Raw genomic sequence first — 16799 nt, forward strand, 5'->3', positions numbered from 1 at the left:
CGGTGTGATAAAATGCATGTGTAAAATTTTATGATGCTTCTTTTATGTCCGTAAATTTTGCTTTTGCAATTATTGCCGATAGGATAAACTTATAAAATCAACCAAATTTCAGGTGGTAAAAGAAGCATATAAAAATTTGAGGCAAAACTTAAACAGGCTCTAAACTTAGCTAAAAATTATTGGTTGTAAGCAGCAGCAAATTCTTTTGCAAAATCGCTTAATTTCACTTCACCAAATTCCGGTGTGTGCTTATTATAGTCTTCAAAAATTTCTCCAGTTCTCTGCTTTGCCTGCATTTCTATAAAGCCCTCTGCAACCGCTTTGTTCATTCCTATAGATAGCATCCCCTGTAATAATTGCTCATCCGGAATACATAACCATTTCAACTCGGGTTTTCCAATGGCATCGCCTAAAATTTTGGCAACTTCGTTTGGTGACAATTCTTCACTTGCGATGTAGCGGATGCTTTTTCCATTAAAGGGCAGTTCCATTTCTTTGGCAATGGTAGCGGCAATATCTTTTGGCGAAACCCAGGGCTCTTTTTTATCGCCGCCATAATTTGAAATAATGGCACCCTGCATTTTAATGCTCTGCATAGAACGGTATAAATTGCTAAAAAACCCTACCGGGCGCATAATTTTCACACCTACATCTTCAGGCAAAGTTTGCATCACTTTTTCCGCTTCGTGGTGCATCTTCATTAAACCAAAACCTTTCTGTGCATGAGCACCAATGCTACTAAGATGCACAACTTTTTTCACGCCCGCTTTATTAATTGCCTGCACAAATTTTTCTGCAATGTGGATATAAGCAGCTACAATGTCAAAATCAGGATTAAACATTTCTGCTGTGGCAACGGCTTCCATACAAAAAACAACGTCTGCATTGCGAAAAGTTTTCGTAAGAAAATCCACATCTTCTATAGAACCGATTGCTGCTTTGGCACCCAGGTTTTCTATCTCTTTCTGCCTTTCTGCATTGTTGCTGATTACCGTTACGTCATGCTTTTTTTTCACTAAAATTTCTGTCAATGGTTTTCCTATGTTCCCTAAAGAACCTGTAAGTGCTATTTTCATTTTTTATTTTATTTAGTTAAAAGAGGCTCTGAATTCCTGTGGTGTTTGTTTTGTTTTGCTTTTGAACAGTTTATTAAAAGATTGGGGAAAGTCAAAGCCAACCGTATAGGCAATCTCACTTATAGATAAGTTGGAAGTTGAAAGTTGTTCTTTTGCTTTTTCAATAATTTTATCCTGAATAAACTGTTTCGTGCTTTTGCCAGTAAGGGTGGTTAACAGTCTGCTTAAATAGTTAGGCGAGATATTTAGATTTTCTGCTACGTTTTGCACGGTTAGCATACCTTTGCTTAACGGTTCTTTAGCATCGAAATAGGTTGCAAAAAGTTGTTCCAATTGTACCAATACCTGATGATTGGTTTTCTTTCTTGTTATAAATTGACGCTGAAAAAAACGCTCTGCATAATTTAGCAGTGACATAATTTGTGTGGCAATTATTTCCTGACTAAAATTATCAATGTTGCTTTCATATTCCTGTTCTATCATGCCAACTATGTTAGAAATTGTGGCTTCCTCTCTATCAGAAAGATGCAAGGCTTCATTAACCGAATAATCGAAAAAATCAAATTTTTTAATGGCAGTTGCCAAAGCCGTGTTCCATAAGAAATCGGGGTGGAAGAGTAGTGCCCAACCGGTTGGCTTTTCTTCTGTGTCATAATTATCACCAAAACTAAACACCTGTTTTGGGGCCATAAAAAATAATGTTCCTGTATTAAAATCGTAGTCTTGCTGCCCGTAATTGAATTTTAAACTGGTATTTTTCTTTAAGGCGATGCAATAAAAATCATAAACCAATTTTACGGATTTATCAAAAGGGATTCGATGCACCGTTTCCAAATTGATTACCGATACTAATGGATGTAACTGTCTTTGGTGCCCCATTATTTGATGGTATTCGCTAATGGTTTTAATGGTTACAAGGTTGGATTTAGGCATATTATTATTTAGTAGAAATGAATGCTAATTTTTTGCTTCCTTCCCATAATGCCTCGCCAATCTGAGCATTAAATGTTTCTTCAAGACCTACAATTTTTCTATTGTGTTGAAAAAACTTTCCGGATATGCCCTGAACGTCTTCGGATGTGGATAAATACGTGGTGACATCGCAAACTTCCTTTTCAGAAAACTTAAATAGCAACGCCAACAGTTTCAAATACCAGGGGGAATTTGCCGTAAGATTAGATTTGATTACGCCTGGGTTAAATGCGTTTGATGATACGGAAGTCCCTTCTAATCTTTTGGCCAATTCAAATGCAAAGAATAGTCTTGCATACATAGCGTTTTGTGTAGCCTTAAGCGGACTAAAATTTTTAACGCATTGTAAATCATCAAAATCCAACTTTGCATTTTTTAAAAAAGAAGGATTACCTGTTACCGTAAGAATTCTTGATGCACCACTTGCCTTAATAACATCCAAAAGCTCTGTAGTGAGCCAAAAATGAGACATATAATTAACGGCAAAAGTTCTTTCTATCCCTTCTGAAGTCATTTTCTCTTCGTTAAAAATGGCACCCATACAGTTGACTAAAACATGAAGATTTTCGTATTTACGTTTAAATTCGGTCGCAACGTTTTTTACGGAAGACTGTAAAGAGAGGTCGGCAATTAAATATTCTCCTCTGTTATTTCCGGTGCGGCGGGCAATTTCCTGCAGAACATTCTCTGCTGCTTTATGTTCCCGGCTAATAATGACTATTTTCGCGCCTTTTTGTGCCAAGCCAAGCGCAGCTGCTTTCCCTACGCCCGAAGTACCACCTGTTATAAGAAAAATTTTTTCTTCCTGATTATTCATCCAGTTTTTTATTTTAATACACAAAGGTCTGTTATAATACAAAGTTTTTCTTCTCCAAACCTATCTTTATCTACATCAAAACTGACTTTTAATCCATTATTGGAATGTTGCTGTTAAGAATGTGAAATTTTAAACTTCTGCAAATATTCACTCAAAAAACTGTCAAAACTTCGGGGTTCATTTCCTGTAATTTCTAACACATTATTGCTTACTTTTTCTGCTTCGCCGCGGGCATAGTGTGCGTAATCTTCTATCAGTCCATCTGCTTGCCAATCAGGGAAACCTGCGCTTCTTAAAGCAGAAACCATTTGCTTATCATCAACGTTTACATATTCCACTTTTTTAGAAAGTGCATCAGAAAATTTATCTGCAATTTCATAATGTGTTAGGGATTCCGGCCCCGTTAAATCGTAGGTTTTATTGTAATGCGTGTTTCCTTGCAAACATTCTACAGCAACGCTTGCGATATCGCGTATATCAATCAAACTTATTTTAGCATTTCCAACGGTGGCAAAGAATTTGCTTTGATAAATTATCGGGTCTTTGAAACCAAGTAAACCCTGCATAAATAAATTAGGACGTAAAAACGTATAATTGATTTTTGCGTCTTTGATGGCGTTTTCTACCACTGCGTGATACCGCAGAAACCGTACAGGCGAATTTTCGTCTGCATGCAATTGCGATAATTTTACCAAATGTTCCAGTCCCGCCTTTTTTGCTGCTGCTACAAAATTGAGTTGCAGTTGTTCTGTCTTTTCGGAAGAACTTGTCAATAAAAAAGCTTGCCTTATGCCTTTTAACGCATTCTTTAAACTTTCAGGATCGTTAAAATCTGCTATTATAATTTCTGCACCTTCAAGTTCTGCAATTGGTTTTGCATCTTTGGCAGAGCGGGACATTGCCTTAAATGGTATTTTTAGTTTTGATAATTGTCTGCAAATTTCTGAACCGATTGTGCCGGTTGCGCCTGTTATTAAAATTTCTGTGTTCATTATTTTGATTTTTTATGAGCATCAAAAAATCTTGATGGATAATTTTAGTTATTAAAGAGCCTGTTTAAAATTCTGTCTAATAGTTATGCAATGCTTCTTTTACCCTATAAAATTTATGTTTGGGTTTTTATACCGATAAAAGAAGCATAGCGTCTTTCTTGTTTTTTATGTGGTAAAAGAAGCATATAAAATATATCTATCGTAAAAGCAGGCTCAGTAGAAATAAAGTTTCGATGGCAACTACAGGATGCTTCTTAAATCTTCTTTTGTCAACCAATATTTGCTTATTACGCTCACTCGTAATTTATTTATTTTCAACAATTTTCTTCAATTTCTGATTCATTGCATGGAACCCATTTTTTGTATTGACTTCCAACTGTTTTTTAAATAAGGGCACTAAAACCCCAGTAAATTTTTCTCCTTGTTTGAAGGTGGTTGTGCCATTTTTATTGTCGGCCAATTGCAGTTTATGATGTCCGTCAAAAATACCGCTAAACAATAATTGCCCAAGCCAACTGATTTCTTTATTGGGTACAAAAGTTAAAACCTTGGGTTTAAAAGTATTTACGCTTGCTCCGGGAGGCTCAATGCGAACGGTAATTTTATTTCCCACGTTTACGTCGCCGGTAAGCAAAGTAATAAATGGATTCCATTTTGGATAGTTGCTGAAATTTGTAAGCGTTTGCCAAACTTCTTCGGGATTTGCATTGATAAGGATTTCTGTGTTGATTTCTACGGACATGATCTGAGGTTTTTATTTTTGTCGTAAAGGTCAACGGTTTCAAATTGTCTTTTCTTGACAAATATCAAGAAGTTGGCACGGTTGCTTTTTTTCTTATTCTACTTAAAGTTTCCGGCGTCATCCCGAGCATCGAAGCCAGAAATTGTAAAGGAACCTGATTAAATAATTCCTTATTTTGCGAGAAATAGAGGTTGTAACGTTCTTCGGCCGACATAGATAAATGCATGAAAATCCGATTTTCTACCGAAGTAAAGCAATTAACGAGAAAGTTTTTTTCCAGCACTGGCCATTCCGGTAAAATTTCTGAAATTTTTAAATAGTCGCTTTTAGAAATGATAAATAAATCGCTGTCTGTTAGTGCCTGAATATACCAGCGCGAACGATTGTTAAAAAAGAAACTTGCGAAATCAGTCCCTAAATAGCCTTTGGTAGCAATCCATTGAGTAATATCTTTACCATCTGCCAATGCATACACTCTTAAAAGTCCGCTTTTAATGAAGCACATCTGCCTGCAAACCTTGTTGATTTCGGAAAAGAAATCCCCTTTTTTCAAGGTTTTCAATTCAAACAAATCACCTATTTTGGTAAGTTCTTCTTCACTAATATTTCCAAATGCAGTTTTTATATAGTGTTCTAAATCTGTCATTTCGTAATCATAAAAACTTCGGAACAGTTGGATTCAGAACCTGTTTAAATTTTATTAAATTTATTTCCTATGCTTCTTTTATCACCTAAAAAACAGAAAATTTTTAAACTTTTTTAGGGGTGTATATTACGAAAACAAAATTTACAGGCATAAAAGAAGCACTATAATTTCCGCTGATATAAATTTAAACAGGCTCTTAATTTAAAAAAACCTACCCTTTATTTTCTTTGATCAGTATTGCCATTTTTGCATTAAAAGAAAAAAGCCCATCATCAATAAAGCTAAAAAAATCTTTATCTGCCTTTTCTACCGCTACAATTGCTTTTTGTAAAATAGTAGAACCATCTTTTGTAAGTTCAATAGTTTTTGCTCTGGTATCGGTTTTATGCGGCTGTCTTGATACTATTTTTTTCGCTTCTAAAGTCCTTAAAACCTTGGAAACCATCATCCTGTCAAAATTGGTTTGCGTAGCAATATCAATCTGGGTCACGTTTTCAGATTGTTTTGCAAGCCAGCCAACTGCCGCCATTAAAGCAAATTGAGTAGAAGTTAAATCCAGCGGATCCAATACTTTTTTTTGCTTGCGCTGCCAAAGCAGGGTTAATTGTGCCAGCAAATATCCCGGACTGTCATCAGGATTTTCAAAGTTAAAAACCAAATCAGTTTTTATCATTTTGCAGCATTTTTGCAGAAATCAAATCGAAATCTTCTTTAGGGATTTCCAGCATTCCAAAACGAAAAGGTGCCCCCCATTTTTCTTTGTTTTTGATGAAATGCAAATGCTTTATTAAAGGAAGTATTGAAACATCTTCGCCCTCAAAAAACTCGGCCTTTCTTCTAAAAGGTGCAAAATCTTCTGATATTTTTACCTGAAAAATTTCATCATCCTGTATTTTGCCGATGGCCGTAAATTCCTGACACTTATCCGGCTTGCCTAAAGTTTGTTTCCCTGAATAATACAGGACTAAATCACCTTTTTGCATTCTTTTCAACGGCGCTGTTTTGCCGTGCGAAGCCTGTACAACCCCTTGCGAAACCCCATCTTTTACATGGTCTTTGGAGGCGGTAATAATCCAGTATTTTGTTTCCCGGTTTTCCATTTATTTGCTTGAGTGATGTATCCAAATTTCGTTGTAGGCCACAGGTTTTAAATGCTATGGCAAAAAGAGGCTGCTTTCACAAGCTTTATTCCCAAAATAGCTTTGTTATTTACCTTCTAAAAAAGTAATGGTATAACCATTTGGGTCTTTTACCATGATGGTTTTTCCAAAAGGTGTATTTGTAACTTCGCCCACAACAGAAACGTTTTTTTTCGCAAATTCTGTTTTTAAATCTTCAATTGTTCCATCAATGGTAAACCAGATGGAAACACCCAGCCCCAAATTTTTATCTTCAATATTTCCGATTGGATTCCTGATGGCAAAACTTGCGTCGCCTTTTTTGTATGCAAAAACAACAGCAGCCGGATTTCCGGTTTCCATAATTTCAAAGCCCAGTTTTTCGGTGTAAAACTTTTTGGATGCTTCCAGATCCAAGACTTGAAGTGAAACAAATTCTAATCTTCTCATGATAAATATTTATTGTTGTCGCAAATATAGTAGATACGACAACAATAAACAAAATCTTTACCAAAAGATTTTATTTATTGTTTACGGGGCAAAACTAAATCTATTTAAAATTTCATCAAGTTTGAGGTAAAATCTATGAGCCTGTTTAAAATTTATATCGAAAAAATATGATGCTTCTTTTACCGTATAAAATTTAGTGTTTGCATCAGTTTTAAAATAAAAAACTTACCATTTTTTAGGTGATAAAAGAAGTATCTAAAACATTTTGAACAAATCTTAAACAGGCTCTATGTTGATAAATTCCGACTTGTAAATTTACGCTATGACGAAATTGTATTTCAGATGTCTCTGATCGTTTGCCTTGAAGCTCTTCCTGCCGTCCGTACTTGTGGCTGCCGTATTGTTGTTGCCATCCACCAATAGTCCCTCTGGAAAACTATAGCAATTGAAAAAGATTTTGAAGGCGCCTGTTATCTGGTCATGAAAAAAGGGATGATTTTTCAATCATCCCTTTTAGTGGACCCGGAGAGATTCGAACTCTCGTCCAAACATGGTATAAGGTAAGCCTTCTACATGCTTAGCTGCTGTTTAATTGTCGGGAAAGGGAAGGTCAGCCGCGAACCTGTACCGTTTTCCGTAGGTGCTTTATCTCGTTTGCTGATCACACCGGCAGCAAACCAGTTTCTTATTTCGACGTTCCTGGTGATGGCCCTAAGAAACAGCAAACCATCGGAACGAAAGCTATGCTAACTCTAAGTTAGGCAGCTAAGGCGTAGTTATTTTCGCCATTTGAAAGTTTGAGCGTTCAGATTAAAGCGCTAATTCACCCAACGCGCTGCATGCTTACTTACTTATCTCCATCCTGTCAATTCCGGTCGGGCCCATATTTAAGGTAGAAAGGTTAAAGACAAAAGGTTTTAAGTGGGTACAAAAATACTGTTTTTAATGGGATAAAAAAATTTTCAGTTGCAGGTTTCCCGTTGTCTGTTCATGGCGCATTTAACTTGCCACCGATAACTGTCAACTCACAACTGCCAACTTACAACTTCCTGCCCGGATACGCTTTCAATCCTTCCTCCAAACAAATCATCGCTTTTGCCAAATCATCAGCATTTAAAACATACGCCAAACGCACTTCATTTTGCCCGGCACCCGGAGTACTGTAGAAACCGGTTGCCGATGCCATCATCACCGTTTGGTTTTCGTAACTGAAACTTTCCAGCATCCACTGGCAAAACTTGTCGGCGTTATCAATCGGAAACCTGGCAACCACATAAAATGCACCGCCCGGGTTTGGACAAAATACACCTTCAATTTTATTCAGCGATGCTACCAGAATATCCCGCCGTTTGGTGTACTCGTTTTTTACGTTGATAAAATAACTGTCCGGCGTATCTACCGCAGCGGTTCCAGCCAGTTGCTCCACCATCCCGGGGCTTAACCTCGCCTGCGCAAACTTTAAACCGGCCGCAATCACGTTTTTATTTTTGGTGATGATGCAGCCCAAACGCGCACCGCAAGCACTATATCTTTTAGAAACGGTATCCAAAACAATCACGTTTTCTTCCAGACCGTCCAAGTGCATCGGCGAAATAAACTTGCGTCCGTCATAACAAAATTCGCGGTAAGCCTCATCCGAAAACAAGTACAAATCATACTTTAAAGCCAACAATTTTAGCGCTTCCATTTCCTCACACGAGTAAAGATAACCGGTCGGGTTGTTAGGGTTGCAAATTATAATGGCTTTGGTTTTCTCCGTAATCAATTGCTCAAAATCAGCAATCGGCGGCAGCGCAAAACCGTTTTCAATATAAGATAAAATGGGTTTTACCGTAACGCCGCACTGATGCGCAAAACCGTTATAATTGGCGTAAAAAGGTTCGGGGATAATAATTTCATCACCGGCATCCAAACAAGCCATCATCGAAATCGTGATCGCTTCTGAACCACCGGTTGTAACCAGAATGTCCTCAGCATCAATGTCATAACCTAACTTATTGTAATATTCGGTCAGTTTGGTGCGATAAGAAAGCGTGCCTTCGGATGGCGTATAAGCCCAAACTTTAAAATCGATGTTTTTAACGGCATTAAGCATGATTTCCGGGGTTTCAATATCCGGTTGACCGATGTTTAAGTGATAAACTTTTTTCCCGCTCAGCTTTGCCTGATCTGCAAAAGGCGTTAATTTACGGATGGGTGATGCCGGCATGTGCTGGCCTTTTTCGGATATTTTTGGCATGATGCAAAAGTAGAAAAATTTGCCTGTTGCCGGTTTTGAGTTGTGGGTTTTAGAGACGAAAATCTGATGCTTCTTTTATCGGTATAAAATCAACACACAACAATCTAACCAAATTTTAGTCGATAAAAACAGCATGTCAGCCATAAATCAACTATTGCTTAAAGCAAAAAACTCCGGCCCGAATAAACGAACCGAAGTTTTATGTGCTAAAAATAGTATCTATTATTAGCGCGTTGGCGTGGCCGCTTTGGTTACTTCACCCACAATCACCAGATATTTTGTTGGCGTTTTGGCGTTGGAAGTTACCACAATTGTTTTGTTGAACGGAGCTTCAACCGCTGCATTGTAAGTAATTTTGATATTACCTTTTTCGCCTTTTTTAACCGGCGTTTTGGTATAATCGGCAATGGTGCAGCCGCAAGTCGGTTTTACTTCGGTCAAAATCAGCGGTTCTTCGCCAATATTGGTATATACAAAATCCGTTGTAACCGGTTTCCCTTGCGGCACTTTACCGAAATCGTGCTTTTCTTCAACAAATTTAAATTCGGCTTTGTTATCGGTTTGTGCCGATGCGCTGATGGCAAATCCCATAACCATGGCGCAAATCATCATTAGTTTTTTCATCGTTTTCTTTTAATCAGACGGTTAAAACAAATATAAGTCAATTTTAATAAATAAAATTATTGATACGTTAAAATCCTTTCCCGGTTAGGTTTTTCTAAAAAAAACTTTGGCATTAAACACTATTTTTGCTGATACAAAAACCACCAATGCAGGAAATAGCCTTTACATTGACCGAGCCGGAACAAGCTGAATTAAGTTTTGCAGATTTTAAAAAATTGGTGCTGCGCGATTACCGCATTGCCGTAGAGAGCAGGCAGACCAGTATTTTAGGCCGGAAAGAAGCACTGACCGGACGGGCAAAATTTGGCATTTTTGGCGACGGAAAGGAAGTTGCGCAGCTTGCCATGGCAAAAGCTTTTAAAAAAGGCGATTGGAGGGCGGGTTATTACCGCGACCAGACTTTTGCTTTTGCCACCGGGATTTCCAATGTAACCGAGTTTTTTGCACAATTATACGCTCATCCGGATATTGAACATGAACCTTCATCCGGTGGCAGGCAAATGAACAGTCATTTTGCCACGCGTTCCATCAACGAAGACGGCAGTTGGAAAAACCAGGTGGAAATGAAAAATTCTTCGCCTGATATTTCTACCACAGGCGGACAAATGGCGCGGCTGATTGGTTTGGCCTGGGCTTCTAAGTTTTATCGGGAAAATAAAGAACTGGCTGCGATGGATAAATTTTCCATCAATGGTAACGAAGTTGCTTTTGGCACAATCGGCAACGGTTCTACCTCCGAAGGTATCTTTTTTGAAGTGATCAATGCGGCCGGTGTGTTGCAGGTGCCAATGGCGGTTTCTGTTTGGGATGATGGTTATGCCATTTCTGTTCCGTCTAAATATCAAACCACAAAAGAGGATATTTCTGAAGTTTTAAAAGGTTTCCAGCGGGATGAAAAGGCCGAAGGTTTTGAGATTTTTAAAGTGCCCGGCTGGGATTATCCCGGTTTGTGCGAAACGTACGAAAAAGCAGCAGAATTTTGCCGGACAGAGCATATTCCGGTTTTGATCCACGTAACCGAACTGACGCAGCCATTGGGTCATTCTACTTCCGGTTCGCACGAAAGATATAAAAGCAAAGACCGGCTGAAATGGGAAAACGAGCACGATTGCCTGCTTAAAATGCGTTCCTGGATGATCGATTCTGACCTAGCCAATGCCGAAGAACTGGATGAACTGGAAGCGCAGGCCAAACTATATGTACGCGATTGCCAGCGAAAAGCGTTGGATAACTTGCGGGAAGAAATCCAGGTAGAAAAGGAGCAAACTGTTAAACTGATCCGGGATTTGGTTTCAGTTTCTGAGCAGCAAAAAGCTTTGGAAACACTAATGAAATTGGTGGAAAATGTGGTTGATTTAGGCCGGAAAGATTTGGTTTCCATCGTGCGCAGATCGCTTTGGCTAACGGCCGGAACATCGTCTCCTGAGCGTGATATGCTGTTGCGGTTATATCAGCAGGAAAATGAAAAAAATGCTGTTCGATATCATTCGCGTCAGTTTAGCAATACGCCGCATTCGCCTTTAAACATAGCTGCTTTGCTTCCGGTTTATGCTGAAAATGCTAAACCGATAGATGGCCGCGAAATACTAAATGCCTGTTTTACGGCCAATTTTACCCGCGATCCACGCATCATCGCTTTTGGCGAAGATGTAGGTGCCATTGGCGATGTAAACCAGGGTTTTGCAGGTTTGCAGGAAAAGTTTGGCAGTTTCCGCATTACCGATACCGGCATCCGCGAAAGTACAATAATTGGCCAGGCGATTGGGTTATCATTGCGCGGTTTACGCCCGATTGCGGAAATCCAGTACGTAGATTATCTGCCATACGCAATGAATGTGCTGATGGACGACCTGACCACGATGAGTTACCGCACTTTTGGCGGACAAATTGCGCCTGTTATTGTTCGTACACGCGGCCATCGGCTGGAAGGCATCTGGCATTCTGGCTCGCCGATGGGAACAATTGTAAACGCGCTTCGCGGTATGCACATTTGTGTGCCCAGAAACATGACGCAGGCCGCCGGCATGTACAATACTTTGCTTCGCGGAGATGAACCGGCTTTGGTGATCGAATGCCTGAACGGTTATCGCCTGAAAGAAAAATTACCGGCAAACGTAGGCGATTTTACCGTTCCTTTAGGGAAAGCCGAAATTTTGAAGCAAGGAAAAGATATTACCATTGTTTCCTACGGTTCTACGTTACGGTTGGTGCAGGAAGCCGCCATTGAACTGGAAAAAATGGGGATTTCCGCAGAAATTGTGGATCCGCAAACACTCTATCCTTTTGATTTGGATCAGCTTTGCGCTTCCTCCGTAAAAAAAACCAATAAATTGCTGGTGGTGGATGAAGATGTGCCCGGTGCCGCCTCAGCCTATATTTTGCAGCAGATTGTAGAAAAGCAAAATGCTTATTATTATCTGGATAGTCAGCCGCGCACGTTAACCGCAAAAGATCATCGTCCGCCTTACGGTTCTGATGGCGATTATTTCAGCAAACCATCTATTGACGATATGATCGAAATTGTTTATGAAATGATGGGCGAAAGCAAGCCAGATCAGTTTCCAAAGATTTATTGATGCTGTTTTTATCAGTATAAATTCTTACTGCAATTATTGATCTGGAATACAATTATCTGCTTAATCCAAACCATGCTTCTTTTATCGGTATAAAAATAGTCAAGGTTGAGCGGTTTAGGTTTGATGTGCGGTTGAAAGGGAATTTGTAGTTTGAAGAATCTTATTTGAATCGTACTGTAATACTTTTAAAAGTTTTTGAAAAAAAGGAACCATCAGTTTCAATCCAATAATTATTAGTTTCCATTGAATCTAGATTGCCTGTTTTTAGTAGATCTTTAACATTGTCATATTCTGTAGAAGAAACAATAGAATATTCACCGACCTTTCGAGTATGAACATTATAAAATATCATCAAATTTTGATCATTTTTATGATATTGAATTACATAATATTCTTTTTTAAGATCTGTAGGTCCATAAGGACTTACTGACGGTTTACCTAAAACTTTCCTTACTTCATCAATATTCTTTCCAATTAAAGTAGGAACATCAAATGTAACTTGAGGTGGTTTTTGCTCTCTACAACTTGTGCAAATTAAAAGCAGGAGATAGAAGAAATGCTTAACTGGTTTTAAGCTGTTAAATTCAATATTCATCATATTTCTTTTTGTTGGATTTGTAATTCCATTCTTTATACGGAGAATCTTAAATATTGAATTTACAATTGAATAAAAAATTAGATGCTTCTTTTAGCACACTAATTTTTACTCGATAAAAGAAGTATCAACGTTTAACATAAAAGCATAAAAAACGCTTTAAAGCTGATAATGTGGTACGTCTTAAATAGAAATTCATTTGCGTATTCCCACGAAATGGACACAGCTTTAAAGCGTATAACAAAGATTGTAATTTGTAAAATGTAAACCAAATGCTTCTTTTAGCACCCTGATTTTTATCCGATAAAAGAAGCATTAACCTTACAACTTCGCACCCAAATTCCGCAACCACAAATCAGCCAAAACCAATGCAGCCATTGCTTCTACAATTGGCACGGCGCGTGGAACTACGCAAGGATCATGGCGGCCTTTTCCTTTAATTTCTGCGGAATTACCTTCAGTATCAATAGTTTCCTGGTTTTGCATAATGGTGGCAACCGGTTTAAAAGCAACTTTAAAAGTAATGGGCATTCCGTTGCTGATGCCGCCCTGGATTCCGCCCGAATGATTGGTTAAAGTCTGTATATTTCCTGCTTCATCTTTTCGGAAAATATCGTTGTGTTCCGAACCCAGCATTTCGCTTCCGGCAAAGCCAGAACCATATTCAAAACCATGAACAGCGTTGATGGAAAGCATGGCTTTGCCCAGATCAGCATGCAATTTATCAAAAACCGGTTCGCCCAAACCAACGGGACAATTTAAAATGGTACAACTGATTTTGCCGCCAACGGTATCACCTTTTTTGCGGATATCATCAATATAATCGATCATTTTTGCTGCTGTTTCCGGGTCGGCGCAGCGAACAATATTTTCTTCGCGGATACGGATAAAATCCTTCGGATCATCAATCTTGATTTCCGGTGCATTCATTTTACCAACACTGGTTACGGAAGCTATAATTTCAATTCCCTGCGCCTGAAGCAACAGTTTGGCAACCGCGCCTGCCGCAACTCTGGCAGCAGTTTCCCGCGCAGATGATCTTCCGCCGCCACGATGATCGCGGATGCCGTACTTCGTTTGATAGGTAAAATCTGCGTGCGATGGGCGAAAAGTATTTTCGTTGTGCGAATAGTCTTTAGACCGCTGATCTTCGTTCGGAATGAGCATGGCAATTGGCGTTCCGGTCGATTTTCCTTCAAAAACTCCGGACAGAATTTGTACCGTATCGCTTTCTTTTCGTTGCGTGGTAATCTTGGATTGTCCGGGTTTGCGCTTGTCTAATTCCGACTGGATAAACTCCAGATCAATCTCCAAACCAGCCGGACAACCATCAATAATAACGCCGATGGCCACGCCATGAGATTCGCCAAAAGTGGTGATGCGGAACGCTTGTCCGAAGGTATTGCCTGCCATTTGAGGTTTGGGGTTTGGAGGTGAGAGGTTAAAGGTATGGGGTTTGAGGTAAAAGTACGAAAAACGATAGATTTGAGTAGGGGGCTAATTGGTGATGCCTCTAACCTCATACCTCACTCCAAATCCTGCTTTTTGAAGATCATCCCAAAAACCAGGATACGATTTTTCAACCACTTTAAAATCTTCAATTTCCAACTCCGGAACGATCAAAGCCAGCGGTGCAAAAGCCATAGCCATGCGGTGGTCTTCGTAAGTTTGGATGAAAACTTTTTCGGGAATGCTTCTTTTAGCACAGTTTAATTTGTAAACCTGGCCTTTTTCAATCAGTTCCACACCAATTTTTGCCAGTTCATTTTGCAGCGCTTTTATGCGGTCTGTTTCTTTGATCTTTAACGTTTCTAAACCGGTAAAAGAAGCATCATGACCTAAAGCCGCACAAACTACAATCACGGTTTGCGCCAGATCGGGGCAGGTTTTAAAATCAAAGATCTTGCGGACAACGGCTTTTGGTTCTTTTTTCAGCCAAACCCCGCCATCTTTAAACTGCGAAGTGATGCCGAAATTGGCCATAATTTCCGTAATCGTGCTGTCGCCCTGCAAGCTATACAAGGTTAATCCTGGCAGAAAAATCTCCGCTTCATCGCACAAAGCCGCAATAGCATACCAGTAAGAAGCTGCGCTCCAATCGGGTTCTACATAAATAGTTGCCGGTTGAAAAGGTTGGTTTTGGATCGAAATAACATTGCCATTCCAGTGATGTTGGATGCCGCATTGTTGCAACATCGACAGCGTCATCTCTACATAAGGCCGCGATGTCAATTCACCTTCTATATGCAAATTTAAACCCAGCGGCAATTGTGAAGCGATCAACAATAAAGCAGTAATATATTGGCTGCTGATATCGCCTTTGATGCTAATTTCGGCGGTTTTTTGATCAAATCCTCCGGTAATTTTGATCGGTGGAAAACCTTCTTTTTCCTCGTAAACAATCTCAGCACCCAAACTTCGCAAAGCATCCACCAAGATACCAATTGGCCGTTGCTTCATCCGTTCGCTTCCCGTCAAAATTACCTGATGCTGTTTTTGCAGGCTAAAAAATGCCGTTAAAAAACGCATGGCCGTGCCCGCGGGGCCAATGTTGATTTCGGGTGCGGGGTGCGGGGGTTGAAGTGCGGGGACTTGGCCTGGTACCTCATACCTCGTACCTAATACCTCCTTCAACGTAACCGTATCTGCTGCTTCCGATAGGTTTTCGACCCTGACTTTTCCTTCACTTAAAGCCGAAATAATCAGCGCGCGGTTGCATTCGCTTTTAGAACCGGTCAGTTTGATGGTTGCATTTACAGCTTTTTCTGGCTTGGTCAGGATTAAATTTCCGGCTTTCATTAATCTGCTGCAACGGTTGTGTGGTTCATGATTTCCGTTTGCTTGCGGATAGATTCATGATGCATCAATTCCAGCAATTTTTCTGTAAAATCCGTGCTTAAATTTAATGCTTTGGCGTAAGATGTGCGTTTGTGCAGGATTTCGTCCCAGCGGTTTACCTGCAAAATGGTAACGTTGTTATCGCGTTTATAATTACCTATTTTTTCAACCACAGCCATTCTTTCGGCCATTTTAGAAATGATCTGGTCGTCAATTTTATCAATCTGTGCGCGCAATTCGGCCATTTTATCTTTTACGGCCTCATTTTTCACTTCCGGTTTTCTTTGGGTAAGATGATCCATCAGTTCACTCAAAGCTGCTGGTGTCAACTGCTGTTTGGCGTCCGTCCAGGCAACGGAAGGGTCTAAGTGCGATTCGATCATCAATCCCTGCATGTCCATGTCCAACGCTTTCTGAGAGATGTACGGGATCAGTTCGCGGTTGCCGCAAATATGGCTCGGATCATTGATGATCGGCAATTCTGGTGCTAAAGTTTTTAAGCTGATGGCCAAATCCCAATGCGGTTCATTACGGAAAGCCGTTTTTTCAAAAGAAGAAAACCCGCGATGGATAGCCGCCAGTTTGGTGATTCCAGCAGCATTTATCCGTTCCAAAGCACCAATCCAAAGCGAAAGGTCAGGATTTACCGGATTTTTTACCATCACCGGCACATCAACGCCTTTTAAAGCATCGGCAATTTCCTGTACGGTAAACGGGTTTACAGTTGAGCGCGCCCCAACCCATAAAATATCAACTCCGGCATTCAACGCTTCTTCCACGTGTTTAGCGTTGGCCACCTCGATAGCGGTTGGCAAACCGGTTTCGTCTTTTGCGCGCTGCAACCATTTTAAACCAATGCTGCCGATCCCTTCAAACTCGCCCGGCCGTGTGCGTGGTTTCCATATTCCGGCGCGTAAAGCAGTAACTTTACCAGTTTTAGCCAGCAAATGTGCAGTGGCAACTAACTGCTCTTCTGTTTCTGCGGAGCAAGGGCCGGCAATTAACAAAGGTTCGTTTTTTGGGGTGATCCAGGAGCTAAGCGGTTGTATTTTTAAGTCGAGTTTCATAATGGAGGTTTTTGAGGATGAATGATGAAATTTATAGGGTAAAAGAA

General features: G+C 39.9%; 16 protein-coding genes and 1 other RNA gene. 1 reads left to right on the forward strand and 16 read right to left on the reverse strand.

The annotated features are described in order from the left end of the window. Positions 1–176: 176 nt before the first annotated feature. From ACOFKR_RS04180 to ACOFKR_RS04235, 12 genes are all read right to left on the reverse strand, one after another. Entirely contained in the window at positions 177–1076 is a 900-nt protein-coding gene (locus ACOFKR_RS04180; protein WP_419802770.1) for an NAD(P)H-binding protein, read from the reverse strand. A 12-nt stretch (positions 1077–1088) separates the two neighbouring features. Further along, positions 1089–2009: a helix-turn-helix domain-containing protein gene (locus tag ACOFKR_RS04185; RefSeq protein WP_419802771.1), complete on the reverse strand. Its 921-nt coding sequence runs from the start codon at positions 2007–2009 to the stop codon at positions 1089–1091. 4 nt (positions 2010–2013) lie between these two features. Next, a complete protein-coding gene (locus ACOFKR_RS04190) occupies positions 2014–2865 on the reverse strand; it encodes an SDR family NAD(P)-dependent oxidoreductase (RefSeq protein ID WP_419802772.1) in 852 nt (283 codons plus the stop codon). 113 nt (positions 2866–2978) lie between these two features. Beyond that, entirely contained in the window at positions 2979–3857 is an 879-nt protein-coding gene (locus tag ACOFKR_RS04195) for an SDR family oxidoreductase (RefSeq protein ID WP_419802773.1), read from the reverse strand. A gap of 304 nt (positions 3858–4161) precedes the next feature. Further along, the gene (locus tag ACOFKR_RS04200; RefSeq protein WP_419802774.1) at positions 4162–4599 is read right to left on the reverse strand and encodes an SRPBCC family protein; all 438 of its coding nucleotides are present in this window, start codon (positions 4597–4599) and stop codon (positions 4162–4164) included. 64 nt (positions 4600–4663) lie between these two features. Continuing rightward, entirely contained in the window at positions 4664–5245 is a 582-nt protein-coding gene (locus tag ACOFKR_RS04205) for a Crp/Fnr family transcriptional regulator (RefSeq protein ID WP_419802775.1), read from the reverse strand. Positions 5246–5456: 211 nt separating this feature from the next. Further along, a complete protein-coding gene (locus ACOFKR_RS04210; RefSeq protein ID WP_419802776.1) occupies positions 5457–5918 on the reverse strand; it encodes a MarR family winged helix-turn-helix transcriptional regulator in 462 nt (153 codons plus the stop codon). Next, positions 5905–6345 carry an EVE domain-containing protein gene (locus ACOFKR_RS04215; protein ID WP_419802777.1) on the reverse strand — a complete coding sequence of 147 codons (441 nt, stop codon included), beginning with the start codon at positions 6343–6345 and terminating at the stop codon, positions 5905–5907. Before ACOFKR_RS04215 ends, ACOFKR_RS04210 begins: the two co-directional genes overlap by 14 nt. A gap of 105 nt (positions 6346–6450) precedes the next feature. Beyond that, positions 6451–6813, reverse strand: coding sequence for a VOC family protein (locus tag ACOFKR_RS04220; RefSeq protein WP_419802778.1), 363 nt, complete (start codon positions 6811–6813; stop codon positions 6451–6453). Between the two features lie 514 nt (positions 6814–7327). Beyond that, positions 7328–7696, reverse strand: a transfer-messenger RNA (tmRNA) gene (ssrA, locus tag ACOFKR_RS04225). Positions 7697–7852: 156 nt separating this feature from the next. Continuing rightward, positions 7853–9052 carry a pyridoxal phosphate-dependent aminotransferase gene (locus tag ACOFKR_RS04230; protein WP_419802779.1) on the reverse strand — a complete coding sequence of 400 codons (1200 nt, stop codon included), beginning with the start codon at positions 9050–9052 and terminating at the stop codon, positions 7853–7855. Positions 9053–9277: 225 nt separating this feature from the next. Continuing rightward, positions 9278–9676: a DUF1573 domain-containing protein gene (locus ACOFKR_RS04235; protein WP_419802780.1), complete on the reverse strand. Its 399-nt coding sequence runs from the start codon at positions 9674–9676 to the stop codon at positions 9278–9280. A 146-nt stretch (positions 9677–9822) separates the two neighbouring features. Here ACOFKR_RS04235 and ACOFKR_RS04240 point away from each other — a divergent pair, with 146 nt between their 5' ends. Further along, a complete protein-coding gene (locus tag ACOFKR_RS04240; protein WP_419802781.1) occupies positions 9823–12252 on the forward strand; it encodes an alpha-ketoacid dehydrogenase subunit alpha/beta in 2430 nt (809 codons plus the stop codon). A 160-nt stretch (positions 12253–12412) separates the two neighbouring features. Here the strand turns inward: ACOFKR_RS04240 and ACOFKR_RS04245 are convergent, their stop codons facing one another. The 4 genes from ACOFKR_RS04245 to ACOFKR_RS04260 all read right to left on the reverse strand — a co-directional run bounded on the left by ACOFKR_RS04245 (position 12413) and on the right by ACOFKR_RS04260 (position 16752). Next, the gene (locus ACOFKR_RS04245; RefSeq protein ID WP_419802782.1) at positions 12413–12850 is read right to left on the reverse strand and encodes a hypothetical protein; all 438 of its coding nucleotides are present in this window, start codon (positions 12848–12850) and stop codon (positions 12413–12415) included. A gap of 318 nt (positions 12851–13168) precedes the next feature. Further along, the gene (gene aroC / locus ACOFKR_RS04250; protein ID WP_419802783.1) at positions 13169–14260 is read right to left on the reverse strand and encodes a chorismate synthase; all 1092 of its coding nucleotides are present in this window, start codon (positions 14258–14260) and stop codon (positions 13169–13171) included. Positions 14261–14344: 84 nt separating this feature from the next. Continuing rightward, positions 14345–15646: a 3-phosphoshikimate 1-carboxyvinyltransferase gene (gene aroA / locus ACOFKR_RS04255; protein ID WP_419802784.1), complete on the reverse strand. Its 1302-nt coding sequence runs from the start codon at positions 15644–15646 to the stop codon at positions 14345–14347. After that, on the reverse strand, positions 15646–16752 hold the full coding sequence (locus ACOFKR_RS04260; RefSeq protein WP_419802785.1) for a chorismate mutase: 1107 nt from the start codon (positions 16750–16752) through the stop codon (positions 15646–15648). The genes aroA and ACOFKR_RS04260 overlap by 1 nt, the downstream gene beginning before the upstream one ends. Positions 16753–16799 lie beyond the last annotated feature (47 nt).

Origin of the sequence: Mucilaginibacter sp. (assembly GCF_965201005.1) — a bacterium.
Lineage (GTDB): Bacteria > Bacteroidota > Bacteroidia > Sphingobacteriales > Sphingobacteriaceae > Mucilaginibacter_A.